General features: G+C 34.6%; 12 protein-coding genes. 11 read left to right on the plus strand and 1 reads right to left on the minus strand.

Going from position 1 to position 15650, the window contains the following annotated elements; all coding sequences use genetic code 11:
* Nucleotides 1–9: 9 nt before the first annotated feature.
* On the minus strand, nt 10–282 hold the full coding sequence (gene rpsO, locus CSUIS19073_RS02665) for a 30S ribosomal protein S15 (RefSeq protein WP_086237233.1): 273 nt from the start codon (nt 280–282) through the stop codon (nt 10–12).
* Between the two features lie 192 nt (nt 283–474).
* Here rpsO and ileS point away from each other — a divergent pair, with 192 nt between their 5' ends.
* The 11 genes from ileS (at nt 475) to CSUIS19073_RS02720 (ending at nt 15393) form a co-directional block, all read left to right on the plus strand.
* Nucleotides 475–3228 carry an isoleucine--tRNA ligase gene (ileS, locus tag CSUIS19073_RS02670; protein ID WP_086242261.1) on the plus strand — a complete coding sequence of 918 codons (2754 nt, stop codon included), beginning with the start codon at nt 475–477 and terminating at the stop codon, nt 3226–3228.
* 96 nt (nt 3229–3324) lie between these two features.
* On the plus strand, nt 3325–4686 hold the full coding sequence (gene gatA, locus CSUIS19073_RS02675; RefSeq protein ID WP_086242260.1) for an Asp-tRNA(Asn)/Glu-tRNA(Gln) amidotransferase subunit GatA: 1362 nt from the start codon (nt 3325–3327) through the stop codon (nt 4684–4686).
* Between the two features lies 1 nt (nt 4687).
* Nucleotides 4688–6139, plus strand: a complete 1452-nt coding sequence (guaB, locus tag CSUIS19073_RS02680) for an IMP dehydrogenase (protein ID WP_086237230.1) — start codon at nt 4688–4690, stop codon at nt 6137–6139.
* Complete coding sequence (gene metX, locus CSUIS19073_RS02685) at nt 6139–7242, plus strand: homoserine O-acetyltransferase MetX (protein ID WP_086237229.1); 1104 nt, start codon at nt 6139–6141, stop codon at nt 7240–7242. Before guaB ends, metX begins: the two co-directional genes overlap by 1 nt.
* Nucleotides 7235–7423, plus strand: a complete 189-nt coding sequence (gene xseB, locus CSUIS19073_RS02690) for an exodeoxyribonuclease VII small subunit (RefSeq protein WP_086237228.1) — start codon at nt 7235–7237, stop codon at nt 7421–7423. Before metX ends, xseB begins: the two co-directional genes overlap by 8 nt.
* A complete protein-coding gene (locus CSUIS19073_RS02695) occupies nt 7416–8216 on the plus strand; it encodes a carbon-nitrogen hydrolase family protein (RefSeq protein WP_086242259.1) in 801 nt (266 codons plus the stop codon). The genes xseB and CSUIS19073_RS02695 overlap by 8 nt, the downstream gene beginning before the upstream one ends.
* Complete coding sequence (murC, locus tag CSUIS19073_RS02700) at nt 8213–9511, plus strand: UDP-N-acetylmuramate--L-alanine ligase (protein ID WP_086242258.1); 1299 nt, start codon at nt 8213–8215, stop codon at nt 9509–9511. Before CSUIS19073_RS02695 ends, murC begins: the two co-directional genes overlap by 4 nt.
* Nucleotides 9508–9840, plus strand: coding sequence for a hypothetical protein (locus tag CSUIS19073_RS02705; protein WP_086237225.1), 333 nt, complete (start codon nt 9508–9510; stop codon nt 9838–9840). Before murC ends, CSUIS19073_RS02705 begins: the two co-directional genes overlap by 4 nt.
* The gene (locus tag CSUIS19073_RS02710) at nt 9840–10856 is read left to right on the plus strand and encodes an oxidoreductase (RefSeq protein WP_086242257.1); all 1017 of its coding nucleotides are present in this window, start codon (nt 9840–9842) and stop codon (nt 10854–10856) included. The genes CSUIS19073_RS02705 and CSUIS19073_RS02710 overlap by 1 nt, the downstream gene beginning before the upstream one ends.
* An 87-nt stretch (nt 10857–10943) precedes the next feature.
* Complete coding sequence (locus CSUIS19073_RS02715) at nt 10944–12815, plus strand: site-specific DNA-methyltransferase (RefSeq protein ID WP_086242256.1); 1872 nt, start codon at nt 10944–10946, stop codon at nt 12813–12815.
* Nucleotides 12808–15393: a DEAD/DEAH box helicase family protein gene (locus CSUIS19073_RS02720; protein WP_236845266.1), complete on the plus strand. Its 2586-nt coding sequence runs from the start codon at nt 12808–12810 to the stop codon at nt 15391–15393. Before CSUIS19073_RS02715 ends, CSUIS19073_RS02720 begins: the two co-directional genes overlap by 8 nt.
* Nucleotides 15394–15650 lie beyond the last annotated feature (257 nt).

A 15650-nucleotide genomic window follows, 5' to 3' on the forward strand; every position in this document is an offset into this window, starting at 1 on the left:
GGCTTTGGATTATTTATCTCTTAGACCTAGCTCTGCTATTAGCTTAGTGTAAGTTTCATATTTAGTAGCTTTAAGATATTTTAGTAATCTCTTGCGGCGACCAACTAATTTTAATAGACCTAGTCTTGAGCTAAAATCTTTTTTATTTACTTTTAGATGTTCTGTAAGCTCTGCTATTCTTGTAGTAAGAAGTGCTATTTGAACTTCTGAAGAGCCTGTATCTCCACTTTTTCTAGCAAATTTTGCAACTATTTGAGCTTTCTTAGCCGTATCTAAAGCCATATTTGACCTCCTGAGCGGTATATAAAATTGAGCGGAAATTATAGCATAATAACCCAAAAATTTGCTTAAAAATCATTTTTGATTTATAAATTAAAATTATGAAATTTAGCTATATTAAATTTCGAAATTTTTACTTAAGTTTTATTTATTTTTTGCTAAAATCAAAAAATTTTTATCACTAAAGGTATTATTATGGATTATAAAGATACTCTTTTATTACCATTAACTGAATTTGCTATGCGGGGCAATTTGCCGCAAAATGAGCCAAAAAGATATGCTAAATGGGATGAGAATAGAGTCTATGAAAAGATGAAAAAATCTAGACAAAACGCCCCTATAAACTTCAATATCCACGATGGCCCTCCATATGCTAATGGCCATCTTCATATCGGCCATGCTTTAAATAAAATTTTAAAAGATATAATAATCAAAACTCACTATTTTTTTGGAGAGAGCGTTAGATTTACTCCAGGTTGGGATTGTCATGGATTGCCAATAGAACAGCAAGTAGAGATAAAGCTTGGGGATAAAAAAAAGAGTATGAATACAGCTGCTATTAGAAGTGAATGTAGGAAGTGGGCTGCTGAATTTATAGATATTCAAAGGGCTGAGTTTAAATCTCTTGGGGTAGTTGGGGATTGGGAAAATCCATATATGACTATGAAGTATAAATTTGAAGCTAATATATATAGAACCCTGTGCGAAGTGGCTAAAAAGGGGCTTTTAATAGAAAGAAGTAAGCCGGTATTTTGGAGCTGGGCAGCTAGAAGTGCTCTTGCTGAGGCTGAAGTGGAGTATGCTAATAAGGAAGATTATAGCTTATATCTAGCATTTAAATTAAGCCAAGAAGCCGCTAAAGCAATTGGGGTTGAAGATGCAAAGGCAGTTATATGGACTACCACTCCATGGACACTAGTGGCTAATCAAGCAATTAGTTTAAATCCAAATGAAATTTATTGCGTTACTAGCGAAAAGCTTATTTTTGCTAAGCCTTTGCTTGAAGCATTAGTAGCTCAAGGCATTACAAATGGGGAGATAATCAAAGAATTTAAGCCACAAATACTAGAGAATTTAACCGCTATAAATCCGCTAAATGGTAGAAAATCCATATTTATCCTTGGAGAGCATGTCTTGATGGATGGTGGGACTGGGCTAGTTCATACCGCACCTGGTCATGGCGAGGATGACTATTTTGCTAGTCTTAGATATGGTATAGAGGTTATTATGCCTGTTGATGAGGCTGGACTTTATGATGAGACTTTAAGACATAAAGGATTATTACCAAAAGATATAGTAGATGAGTTTGTAGGTTTGCATATCTTTAAAGCAAATGATAAGATTATCGAGCTTTTGGGCGATTGGGTTATAAAAGTTAGTAAATTTACCCATAGTTATCCATTTTGTTGGAGAACTCACAAGCCTGTAATTTATAGAGCAACTAAGCAGTGGTTTATAGCTATGGATGAGCCAAAATTAGGCGGTAAAACCTTGCGTCAGATCGCACTTGAGGCTTTAAATAGCGTTAAATTTTATCCAGAAGCTGGTATAAAAAGAATAACTTCAATGATAGAAAATCGCCCAGATTGGTGCATTTCTCGTCAAAGAGATTGGGGTGTGCCGATTGCATTTTTTAGGCTTAAATCTACTAAAGAGGTTATTTTCGATAGTGAAATTCTAGAGCATATTGCTAAAATTTTTGATGAAAATGGAGCCGATGCTTGGTGGAGTATGAGTATTGATGAGTTACTACCAAGTGGGGCTAAATTTAAAGCTGATGAGCTAGAGAAAGTTAGCGATATTTTAGATGTTTGGTTTGATAGTGGCTCTACTTGGAATGCTGTGCTAAATAGCGATGATTACGACGCTGGAGAGTATAGTGCTAATATGTATCTAGAAGGTAGCGATCAGCATCGTGGGTGGTTTCAAAGCTCTTTATTGCTAAGTTGTGCAGTAAATGAAAAAGCCCCATATAAAAGCGTTTTAACGCATGGATTTACCGTGGATAAAAATGGTGAAAAGATGAGTAAATCCAAAGGCAATGTCATAGCCCCGGATGCGGTAGCCAAGGAATTTGGGGTGGAAATTTTGCGTTTATGGGTAAGTTTAAGTGATTACTCAAGCGATTTAAAAATTGGCAATGATATATTAAAGCAAGTTGCTGAGCAGTATAGAAAAATTCGAAATACCATAAGATTTTTACTAGCAAATGTGAGTGATTTAAAAGAGTTAAATTATGAATTTGGCTTACTTGATAGATGGATTTTAGGCAAAGCTAGTAGCTGTTTTAAAGAGGTAAGTAGCTGTTTTAAAAACTATGAATACTCTAAAGGATTTAATATTTTATTAAATTTCTTAAGTGGTGATTTGAGTGGAATTTACCTAGATGTCTGTAAAGATAGATTATATTGCGATTCTTTAAATAGCACTAAAAGAGCTAGCTCACAAACTGCTATGGTGATTATTACTAAGGCGCTTTTACCGCTGATTGCACCGACTCTTACATATACAGTTGATGAGGTTATGGAGTATGCACCTAGCATTATAAAAGCTCAAGCTAATGATGTTTTTGATCTAGTTTATGAAGATATTGAATTTAAGCTTGAAGTAGATGATGAGCTATTAAAACAGAGCAAAGAGAAATTTAATGAGATAATAGATAATCTTAAAAAAGATAAATTGATAAAATCCACTCTTGAGCTAGAAGTTCAGACTAATAGTGATTTAATCCTATCTTTTAATAGCGATGAAGTTGCGGATTGGTATATGGTAAGCAAGGTTGGAGGCTTTAGGATTGGTAGTGAGATTTTGGCTGAATTTATAGTAGGAGACCATAGATTTATCATAGCCAAATCAGATGGATATAAATGTCCAAGATGCTGGAAATTTAGCGCTATTAGCGATAATTGCTTGTGTGATAGATGTTCTGAGGTGATGAGTGTTAAGTGAGCCAGTAGGAGCTGTGACTATAGTTGTTACTATAGGGATTTTGCTAGGTATAACAGCGGTTGGGGTAGTTTTGGTTAATAAGTATAAGGAGAAAGAGTGATAAGTCTAAAAGAAGCTATAAAGCTAAGTTCTAGCGACCTAGATGGACTTCGCAAAGAGCTAATTGAAAAGATAAAAGCAACTAAAAATATAGGCGCTTATGTAGAGCAGCTAACTAATAGCGATATTGATGAGAGTTTTGTTGGCGTACCGATCGCTATTAAAGATAATATTCAAGTCAAAAATTGGAATATTACTAGTTGCTCAAAGATCTTACAAGGGTATAAAGCGCCATATAACGCAACGGTTATAAATAAGCTAATTGCTTCTGGTCTAGCGCCATTTGGTAGGACTAATATGGATGAATTTGCTATGGGTAGCACCACTGAAAGCTCATATTATGGTAAAACTCTAAATCCACTTGATCACACTAGAGTTCCAGGCGGAAGTAGTGGTGGAAGCGCAGCGGCCGTAGCAGCCGGTATAGCTATAGCGGCTCTTGGTAGTGATACGGGTGGTAGCATACGCCAACCAGCGGCGTTTTGCGGTTGTGTGGGGTTTAAACCTACATATGGTAGAGTCAGTAGATATGGACTTAGTGCCTATTCTAGTAGCTTAGATCAAATAGGGCCAATTACGCAAAATGTAGAAGATGCGGCTATTTTGTATGATATAATCGCTGGATATGATAAGTTAGATAGCACAAGTGCTAATATCGAATTTAACGCTACTGCGCCCAATTTAAATCCAAATAGAAAATTAAAAATCGCCGTTATCAAAAACTATGTTGATGAGGCTAGCAAGCCTGTGAGAGATGCTTTAAATTTAACTATAGAGAAGCTTAAAAACGCTGGTCATGAGATATGCTATAAAGATTTAGCCAACTCCAAATACAATATAGCAGCTTACTATATAATTGCTACGGCTGAAGCTAGTGCGAATTTAAGTCGCTATGATGGCGTAAGATATGGCAATAGAGCCTTGGCTGATACTTTAGGGCAGATGTATGCTAATACTAGAGGCGAGGGCTTTGGTGCTGAAGTTCAGCGAAGAATGCTACTTGGGACTTTTGTTTTAAGTAGTGGGTATTACGATGCTTACTATATCAAAGCACAAAAGGCAAGGGCTTTTATCAAGCGTGAATATGATGAGATTTTAAGCGAGGTAGATATAATCTTAATGCCAGTAGCTCCATCTGTAGCATATAAATTTGGCGAATTAAAAGACCCTTTGAGTGCGTATCTAAGTGATATATATACAATTGGAGTAAATTTAGCAGGGTTGCCAGCTATTACTGTGCCAGTAGCAAGTGATGAAAATGGGCTAAATATCTCAGCTCAATTAATAGGCGCAGCGTGGCAAGAGCAGGTGGTTTTAGATGCGGCTTTAAATTTAGAGAATATAGTAAAAGGAAAGTAAGATGAAAATCGTAAAAAGAGCCTTGACATTTGAAGATGTTTTGTTAGTGCCTCAATACTCAGATATTTTACCAAAACAAGTAGATATAAAATCTAAATTTAGCAAAAATATTGAGCTAAACATACCTGTAGTTTCAGCTGCGATGGATACGGTTACTGAGCATAGAACGGCTATTATGATGGCTAGGCTTGGGGGCATTGGGGTTATACATAAAAATATGGATTTAGGGTCTCAAGTAAAAGAGGTTAAAAAGGTCAAAAAAAGCGAAAGTGGCGTTATCATGGATCCTATATCTATCACAGCTGAAGCTAGTATTAAAGAGGCTTTGGAGCTAATGAGTGATTATAGAATTTCAGGTGTGCCAGTAATTGATGAAAATAGGGTATTAATAGGGATTTTGACAAATCGTGATTTAAGATTTGAAAATGACTATAGTAAAAAAGTAGGCGAGGTCATGACTAAAGCTCCGCTTATTACCGCTCCACTAGGATGCACACTAGATGATGCACAAAAGATATTTTCAACCAACAAAGTAGAAAAGCTCCCTATAGTCGATGATAGCGGTAAATTAGAGGGTTTAATAACCATTAAAGATCTTAAAAAACGAAAAGAGTATCCAAATGCTAATAAAGATAAATTTGGTCGCCTTAGAGTAGCTGCAGCCATTGGAGTTGGGCAGATAGATAGAGCAAAAGCTTTGGCTGAAGCTGGAGTTGATGCTTTAGTTATGGACTCAGCTCATGGTCATAGCAAAGGGATTATAGATACTCTAAAAGAGATTAAATCCTTAATAAGTGGAGTAGATATAATAGTAGGCAATGTAGCTAACCCAAAAGCGGTAATTGATCTTATAAAAGCTGGAGCTGATGGGGTAAAAGTTGGCATAGGTCCAGGCTCGATATGCACTACTAGAATTGTAGCTGGAGTTGGGGTGCCTCAAATTACGGCTATTAGTGATTGTGCTGATGCGGCTAAGGAATTTAATATCCCAATCATCGCTGATGGTGGTATAAAATATAGTGGCGATTTTGCCAAGGCTTTAGCAGCTGGTGCTAGCTGCATTATGGTAGGAAGCTTGCTTGCAGGGTGCGATGAGAGTCCAGGTGAGTTAGTAACATTCCAAGGGCGTCAATATAAGAGCTATAGAGGTATGGGAAGTATCGGAGCTATGACAAGAGGAAGTAGCGATAGATATTTTCAAGAAGGCACCGCTCAAGATAAGCTAGTGCCAGAAGGGATAGAGGGTCGTGTGCCATATGCTGGGACAATCCGTGATGTGATCCATCAGTTAATTGGTGGGTTAAGAAGCTCAATGGGGTATTGTGGTAGTAAGGATATTAAAACCTTCCAAGATAAGGCTGAGTTTGTAGAGATCACAAGTGCAGGGCTAAAAGAGAGCCACGCTCATGATGTTATAATAACTCAAGAAGCACCAAATTATAGAGTAAATTAGTGGAAATATATAGAGCTGTAGAGCATTTTGATGAGCCGTTGCATTTAGAGAGTGGGCGAATTTTAAGCGAATTTGATTTAGCTTATGAGTGCTATGGTAAGTTAAATGAGAATAAGAGTAATGTTATAGTAGTTTGCCACGCACTTACTGGATCGGCTCACGCTGCTGGTATCCATAAGGGAGATAGAAAGCCTGGTTGGTGGGATGGCGTAATAGGTGATAATAAGACGATTGATACTACTAAATATTTTGTGATTTGCGTAAATATTTTGGGTAGCTCATTTGGCTCTACTAATCCTTTAAGCATAGAGCCAAGCACGAAAAAAGAGTATAGACTACGATTCCCTGTCCTTGTAATTAGCGATGTGGTTAGGGCGCAGATGAGGCTATTTGATAGGCTAGGAATCAAAGAGGCGTATGCGGTTATAGGTGGGAGCCTTGGGGGTATGCAAGCTTTGTGCTTTGCTATAGAGTTTCCAAATTTTGCCAAAAGAGTGATAATGCTAGCGACTACTTATGCTACTAAGGCGTGGGCTATTGCTTTTAATAAAATTGCGATTGAGGGCATAGTAAAAGATCCAAATTTTAAAGGCGGATACTATGATAAAGATGATATAGAGGCAAATGGCTTAATAGGAATGGCACTTGGTAGAATGGCTGGGCATATTAGCTTTTTAAGTCCTGCTACGATGGATAAAAAATTTGGTAGAAAATATGTAGAAACAGATGGATTATATGAGCTTTTAGGAAGGTTTGAAGTCGATAGATATATGGAGTATAATGGCAATAACTTCCCCAAAAGATTTGATCCACTATCATATCTATATGTTATAAAGATGATGAATAACTTTGATTGCACTAGGCATTATGGCTCACTTAATGAGGCTTTAATGCTTACTCGTGCTAGACTTACATTTATCTCATTTAGCGGAGATATTTTATTTCCACCGAATTTAATGCTTGAGATGTATGAGGCTTTAGTTAGTATAGGGCAAGGGCATAGAGGTAGATATATATGCGTTGAGAGTGATTATGGGCATGATTCATTTTTAGTAGAGATAGATAAGATAGAAGAGCATATTAAAAGGGCGTTAGATGAGTGAAAATTTTGAAAGTAAGATTGAGAAAATTGAGAAGCTTTTAGAGAGTTTAAATGATGAGAATTTAACTCTTAGTGATAGCGTGAAGTTATATAAAGATGGATTGAAATTAGTTAATGAAGCAAGGGCTATGCTAGAAAATGCTAAGCTTGAGATTACTCAAATAGGAGAAGAGAGTGAGTAGGGTTGCGGCTTTACAGCTACACACTTTGGCTATGAGTGATTCTAGGATTGATCACTACTTAAGCTTAGCAGCTAAGGGTGGGGCTAGCGTGGTTGTGCTTGGCGAGTATGTGATAAATTCATTTTTTAATGATATTATCAAAATGCCTAAATCTATGATAAAAGAGCAAAGCGAGCAAAAAAAGAGTAGTCTTCTAGCTATGGCAAATAGATATAATCTAACGATAATCGCTCCACTTTTACAAGTTAAAGGCAAAGAGTGTAAAAAGGTAGTAGCGAAATTTAGCCCACAAAGCACAAAATATGAAGAGCAAAATATCTTAATAGATTATCCGCACTGGAATGAAGCGAAATTTTATTCTAAAAAAGAGAGTTTTGGGATAATGAGCTTTAGCGTTGATAGGATTAAATTTGGCGTTATTTTTGGATTTGAGGCACATTTTGATCGTATTTGGGCTGAGATTGTGGCTAAGAAGATTGATTGTGTTTTATTACCAAGTGCTTGTGCTTTAAACTCTAGTAGTCGCTGGAATGAGCTTTTAAAGATGAGAGCATTTACAAATAATGTATATATTGTCCGCGTAAATAGACTAGGTAAGACTAAATTTGATGATATTGAGAGTGAGTTTTATGGGCAAAGTATGCTTATCAATCCGCATGGAGAGATTGAAAATAGCTTAGATTCAAATGAGGGAATGCTAATGTGTGATATTGATAAAAAGCTGATTTTACAAGCTCGTTCAATATGGAAATTTAGACAAAAAGCTGAAGCTTTATTAGGATTAAATATATGAAAAAGGTGCATTTTATCGGTATTGGTGGGATTGGGATTTCAGCTATTGCTAGATTTTTAAAAGAGCGTAATTTTATAATTAGTGGCTCTGATATAGCTGATAGTCCCACTACTAAAGAGCTTAGAGCTAGTGGTATGAAGATTACCGTCCCACACTGCGAAAGTGCTATAGATGATCCTGATTTTGTCGTTTATAGTGCAGCTATTAAAAGTGATAATGTGGAGCTTGTAGAGGCTAGGAAGCGTGGTATTGAGTGCTTATCTAGAAAGGAGGCTTTGCCGTTTATTTTAGAGGGCAAAAGGGTATTTGCCGTAGCTGGAGCGCATGGTAAAAGCACCACTTCAGCTATGCTAGCTTCTCTTATGAAAGGTAGCGCTATAATAGGTGCTATAAGTAAAGAATTTGGCTCAAATATGAAGTATGAAGCTAGTGAGGATCTGATATTTGAAGCTGATGAGAGCGATAGTAGCTTTTTAAATTCAAACCCATTTTTAGCCGTTGTTACAAATGCTGAGCCAGAGCATATGGAGCATTATGATAATGATATGGATAAATTTTACGCTGCTTATAAGGGCTTTTTAGAGCGTGCTAAGATTAGGGTTATTAATGCTGAAGATAGCTTTTTAAGCACGATTAAGATGGACGCAATTAGATTAGAAAAAGGCGATATAACCAATCTTCAAATGGTGCTTAGAAATTATGAGCCATATACTAGCTTTCATCTTAAAGGTCTTGGTAAATTTGAAGCTTGGGGCATGGGAGAGCATATTGCTATTGATGCTAGTCTTGCTATTTTGGCTGCTAATTCTATAATTGGCCTTGAAGAGATTAGAGAAAATCTTAAGAAATTTAAAGGGATTAAAAAGCGATTTGATATATTAGTAGCTAATGAGAAATTCGCTCTAATAGATGACTATGGTCATCATCCAACCGAGATTAAAGCGACTTTAAAGAGTGCTAAGGAGTATGCGAAACTACTTGGGCTTGAGAGTATTACAGCGATATTTCAGCCACATAGATACTCAAGGTTATTAGCAAATTTAGATGGATTTAAAGAGTGTTTTGATGAGGTTGATGAGCTTGTGGTATTGCCTGTTTATGCTGCTGGAGAGGAGCCAAATAATATAGATTTAAAGAGCGAATTTAAGGGTGCTTTATTTGCCGATACTATCAAGCGAAATGGCGATAGTATTGAATTTTTTGATAATTTTGGTGTAAAGCATAGTTTAGCTAGCGGACTTGTCATTGGGTTTGGTGCTGGGGATATTAGCTATCAGCTTAGGGGTGAGAGATGAGAATTTTACTTTTTTTAGTGCTTATCCTTGCTGTTTTAATTCTTCTTGCTATATCTAATGATAAATTAAATTTAAAATCCAAAATATCTATTTTAGTAGTTTGTGTAGTTGTATTTTTAGCTGGTTTTATATATAACCAAAATGATAATAAAAGAAGCAATGATATAAAGGAGCTTTTGTATAAATTCAACGCAAATGAGAGTATAAAATGTGGGGATTATAATATCACTAATTCTAAATTTAATTATGAATTTGGCACTAGTAGCTTTGTCTCAAAAGAGCAAAATGGTATCATAATACCTATAGAAAAATGTTTAAAGGAGAACTAATGTCTATTTTATTTGAACCTATTAAAGTTGGGAATTTCACACTACCAAATCGTATAGCTATGCCACCAATGTGCGTTTATAAAGCAAGGGATTATAGCGGATTGCCACGATGTTTTCATAGATTACACTATCCGGCTAGATCGCTTGGCGGAGTGGGATTTATCATAGTTGAGGCTACGGCTGTATCGCCAGAGGGTTGTATATCTAAAAATGATTTAGGTCTATGGAGTGATAATCAGATAGAAGCACACGCTAAATTAAACTATGAAATTAAAAAATATACCACTCAAACCACAGCCATTCAGCTAGGACACGCTGGAGCTAAGGGGACTTGCGATAATATACTAAGCCCTAGCGGTATATGCTTTAGCCCTGAATATGACCGCCCAAAAGAGCTAACTACTCAAGAGATTTATGAGATTGTAACGAAATTTAAAGATGCCGCCATAAGGGCTAAGGCTGCTAATTATGATATTGTGGAGATTCACGCAGCTCATGGGTATTTGATTAGTGAGTTTTTAAGCCCATTAACCAATAAAAGAGATGATGACTTTGGTGGAAGTATAGATAATAGAATGCGACTTTTAAGCCTAATTGCTCAAGAGATAGCTCCGATTATTCCATTTGGCGTGCGTATTAGTGCTGATGATTGGGAAGTAGGTGGTAATACTATAGAAGATAGCAAAATAGTAGCTAAAAAGTGTGCTGATTTAGGTGCGTGCTATATCAGCGTATCAGCTGGTGGAGTGGTATCTAAGCCAAGTTTATTGCCAGAGATTAAGCCCCTTTATCAGGCTAATTACGCTAAGGCTATTAAAGAGGTTGTGGGTATCCCTGTTATTGGAGTGGGGTTGATTACCACAAAAGAGCAAGGCGAGGAGATGATCGAGGGTGGATATTGTGATATTGTAGCTTATGGTAGGGAGCTTTTACGCAATCCAAATTTCGCACTATACGCAGCTGCTAGTGAGGGCAAAAGTGAGCTTATAGACTTCTCATACCAAAGGGCGTTTTAAAATTAAATTTTGTCAAATTTATCCAAATTTGACAAAACTATTTAAATAGACAATACAAATTAAATAGACAATACAAAAAGGAAAACAATGGAAAACCACCTAATAAACGATATTAAAGAGCATTTTAGCACTCTTATAACTGCTAGAAGTCTAGCAGTGAGTAATGATAAGAGAATTCTAGAATTCCTACTAGAAAAATCGCAGTATAAAGATGAGTATAAAGAGAGATTTTTTGAAAATCTTTGTGGAGCAATGATTTTTAAAAAAGATGATTTTTTAAATTTTTTAGATTTGAGATTGCTTAGTGCTAGTTATACAAGTTTTTCAAATAAAATTGGTCTTGGGGTAGCAGAGAAAAAATTTCTTAAAAATAGCCAAGATATCGTGCTAAATTTTCCTTTTAAAGATTGTGTATTAAAAGGCGGACAAAGCAAAGATGAGGATAAAAGCACGGAGCTATTTTTTAATAATATCTTAGCTAAGAGTGAGATTGATGTGTTATTTAGCCCAAAAGTGTTAAATAACTTTGAGCTTATAGGGGGGGGGCAGAACGATACTTTAGAAAATGTGCTTAAAAACAAGCCAAATTTACTTATAAAAGGTAACAATCTAATCGCCCTTCACACTCTAAAAGAGTATTTTCGCCACCAAAGCGAACAAAACAAAGTCAAACTCATCTACATAGACCCACCTTATAATACCGGTAGTGACAGCTTTAACTATAACGATAGATTTAACCACAGCTCGTGGCTTACCTTTATGAAAAATCGCCTAGAAATCGCAAGAGAGCTTTTAAGAGATGATGGCGTGATTTTCGTGCAATGCGATGACAATGAACAAGCGTATTTAAAAGTGCTTATGGATGAGATTTTTGGTAGGGAGAATTTTGTGGCATGTTTAATTTGGCAAAAGAAAAAAGGCGGTTCGCAAGACTCTGAAAATTTCGCAAAAGAACACGAATATATTTTATGTTATAAAAAATCAACTTGGCAAATAAAAAATACAACTGAAAAATATGAAGAAAACGAATTTACAAAAATAATAAATAATAAAAAAGCTAAAATTTTAAAACTTGAAAAATGGGGTGCAGGTTCATTAAGAATTGATGCTCCGACATTATATTATCCAATAAAAGACCCAAACGGCAATGATTTTTATCCTATTGCTCCAAACGGAGAATGCGGAAGATGGCGAAAAAAGCCTGAAAATTTAGACAAAGACCATATTTTTTGGCAAGAAAATTCAAAAGGTCGTTTAACGCCTTATGAAGTTATCTATTTTGATGAAGTAAATGAAAAAACAATAAAAACAAGAACTATATTCACAGAATACGGAACTACAACAGATGCAACAAAAGAAATTCAAGTATTATATGGAAATAAATTATTTGCCACACCAAAGCCTGAAGCCTTAATAAAAAGAATTATAGAAATATCCACGCAAGAAAACGACCTAGTCCTAGACTTCTTTGCTGGCTCTGGCACTACACTAGCAGTGGCACATAAGATGAAAAGACGCTATATAGGCATAGAGCAAATGGAGTATATTAAAAGCATTACAAAAGAGAGATTAAAAAAGGTGATTGAGGGCGAGCAAGGCGGGATTAGCAAAGCTGTAAGCTGGAGTGGCGGTGGAAATTTAATTTACTGTGAATTAGCCAGTTTAAATGCCAAATTTATAGAAAAAATAGAAAATTCAAGCGATGAAAATGAGCTAAATCAAATTTATGAAAATTTACAAAAATTAGCCTTTATCGATTATAAAGTGGATATACAAAATGATTTAAAAGATGATGAATTTTCAAATTTAGATTTTACAAACAAAAAGAGAATTCTCAAAAAATGCTTAGATAGAAATATGGATTATATCCCTTATGCTGATATAGATGATAGCGAGTATAAGATAGATGAGAGAGCTAAAAAGCTAAATAAAATATTTTATGGAGAAAATGATGGGTAAATTATATGAAGAGATAATCGCTGAATATGGCAAAAAGCCCTTAAGAGATATGGAGATACCAAATCATATAAGAGATAATATCAGTAAAGAGCTTCGCCCATATCAAATAGATGCTATAAAATACTACCTAGCAAACAAACAAACGCTAAATAAAAATCATCTAATGTTTAATATGGCAACAGGCAGTGGTAAAACGCTTGTAATGGCGGCTTTAATGCTTGATTGCTATAAAATGGGATATAGAAATTTTGTCTTTTTTGTCAATAGCACGGCGATTTTAGAAAAGACAAAAGCGAATTTTTGTGATATTTTCTCATCAAAATATCTCTTTGCTAATGAAATAAACATAGATGGCAAAAGAGTAGAGATAAGGGCGATTAGCAATTTTGATGAGAGTGATGAAAATGCTATAAATATCTATTTTAGCACTATTCAAGGGCTTTTTAGCCTTTTTAAAGATGAGAAGGAAAACTCTTTAACTCTTAAAGATTTACAAAATTATGAGATTGTATTTTTAGCTGATGAGGCTCACCACTTAAATAGTGAAACCAAAAATAAGCTAAGCTCAAGCGAACAAGATAACAAAGATGGCTGGGAGAGCATAATAAACAAAGCCTTTAATAGCCACGCAAATAACCTAATGCTAGAATTTAGCGCTACGATACCAAATGATAGAAAAGTCTTAGCAAAATATGAAGATAAGATTGTTTATGAGTATGCTTTAAGGGAGTTTTGCTTAGATGGATACTCAAAGAGAATTTTTCTAGTCAAATATGATGATACAGAGCTAAAGGCAAGATTTTTAGGGGCTTGCTTGCTTAGTGCTTATAGGGAGCTTTTAGCAAGGGAAAATCATATAGAGTTAAAGCCAATAGTGCTATTTAAAAGCGAAAGTATAAATCTCTCAAAAGAAAATCAGAATTTATTTAATGAGATACTTCAAGAGTTAAATGGTGATGATATAAGTGAATTTTATAATAATATAGATGATGGCGATGAGCTATTTAAATATAGCTTGGAGTTTTTTAAACAAAATTATAATGAGAGCTTTGCTGAGATTTTGGCTAATCATATAAAAATAGCTTTTAAAAACATTTATCAGCTAAACGCAAATGATGAAAAGGAGATAAAAGACTATCAAATAAAGCTAAATACACTTGAAGATAAAGAAAATGTAATAAGAGTAATTTTTGCGGTAGATAAGCTAAATGAGGGCTGGGATGTGCTAAATCTATTTGATATAGTAAGGCTTAGCTCAGCAGTAGCTAAAAATACAGCAAAAACAACTACAAAAGAAGCTCAGTTAATAGGTCGTGGTGCTAGATATTTTCCATTTGGCTGTGGAGATGAAAAATATAAGCGCAAATATGATAAGGGGATTTCAAACGAGCTTACAATGCTAGAACGACTTAGCTACCACGCATTAAATGATGTGGAGTATATAGAAAATATAAGAAAAGAATTAAGAGAGCAAGGGCTAGTTTTGGGTGAAAAAAGTGGGATTTTGGAGCTAAAGCCTAGCAAAAAAGCCAAAGAAATCACCAGTAAAAATGATATTTATTATGTGAGTAATGAAAAAATTGTGCATGGTAGCCAGACACTTTTTGATTTTGATATGGTAAAAATGGGCTTAGGGGATATAGAAATACCATATATCGCTCAAGATATAAGCAATAATGAAGAAAAGTTTGATAATAGCCAAGAGATAAAAGATGAGCGCTCTCAAAAAGTTTTTGAAGTGGGCGAAAAAATCGAGTATAAAATATTTGCTAAGGCTATGAATATTTTAGAAATTGATATGGAAAAAATTAAAATTTATGATAAAAATTTAAATAGCAAGAGAGAATTTTACGATAAAGCTCTTTCTAATCTACGGCTAAATTTTAATAAAAAACAAGATTTTAGCAAGGCTACAACTAGGCTTGAAATCGCAAAATACATTTTAAATAATTATAAAGAATTGATAAATAAAACGAGCAAAAAATTTGAAATTAGTGATTTTAAAGTCCAAAAATTAGTTGGTATCGGTAGTAGAAAAATCATTAAAAATATAGAATATAATGATGATAAGATAGTATTTAAAGAGGTGGAAAATAGCCCTTATGAGTGGCTTTATTATGATAAATTTTCTACCGATAGCGGTTTAGAAAAAGAGTTTTTAGATTTTATAGAGGAAAATAAAGAGATAATTGATAGGAAATTTAGCGAGTGGATAATTATGCGAAATGAGGGTTTTAGTGAGTTTAAAATTTATGATAATAGAAAAGTGGCGACTTATGGCGAGGGTTTTGAGCCAGATTTTATATTTTTTGGTAAGCCAAAAGAAGGGGCGGATTTAGGTTATTTATCAGTGGAAATGATAATAGAAAGCAAGGGAGCGGGATTTTATCTAAAGGATGAGTGGAAAGAAGATTTGATTTTAGATGAGAGTATTTTAAATAAAAAAGTATTTACATGCACTAGCAGCAAAAACATAGATGAAAAAATCGAATTTAATCTATATGCCTTGCCGTTTTTCTTTGGTAAAAATGAAGCAAATAGCCAAGAATTCAAAAAGCAATTTTATGAATTTTTTTAAATTGAGATATTAAATTTAATTAAAAATATTTATATTTTATTTAATTATTATAGGGGGCAATGAATATAAATAAAAAATAGTAATTTTAGTTGTAGCTACTATATTTTTGTATTGCTAATAACTCAAACACAAAAATAAAAATAGATAAAATTACTGATAAAATGAGTGATAAGGTTATTAAAAAGAGCTATCTAGATAGAGTTTCTTATAAGCTATTTGATTAATTTTATAAATAGACTTTTTTAGCCTATTTATCT

Source organism: Campylobacter sp. RM19073 (assembly GCF_024723495.1).
Classification (GTDB): Bacteria; Campylobacterota; Campylobacteria; order Campylobacterales; family Campylobacteraceae; genus Campylobacter; species Campylobacter porcelli.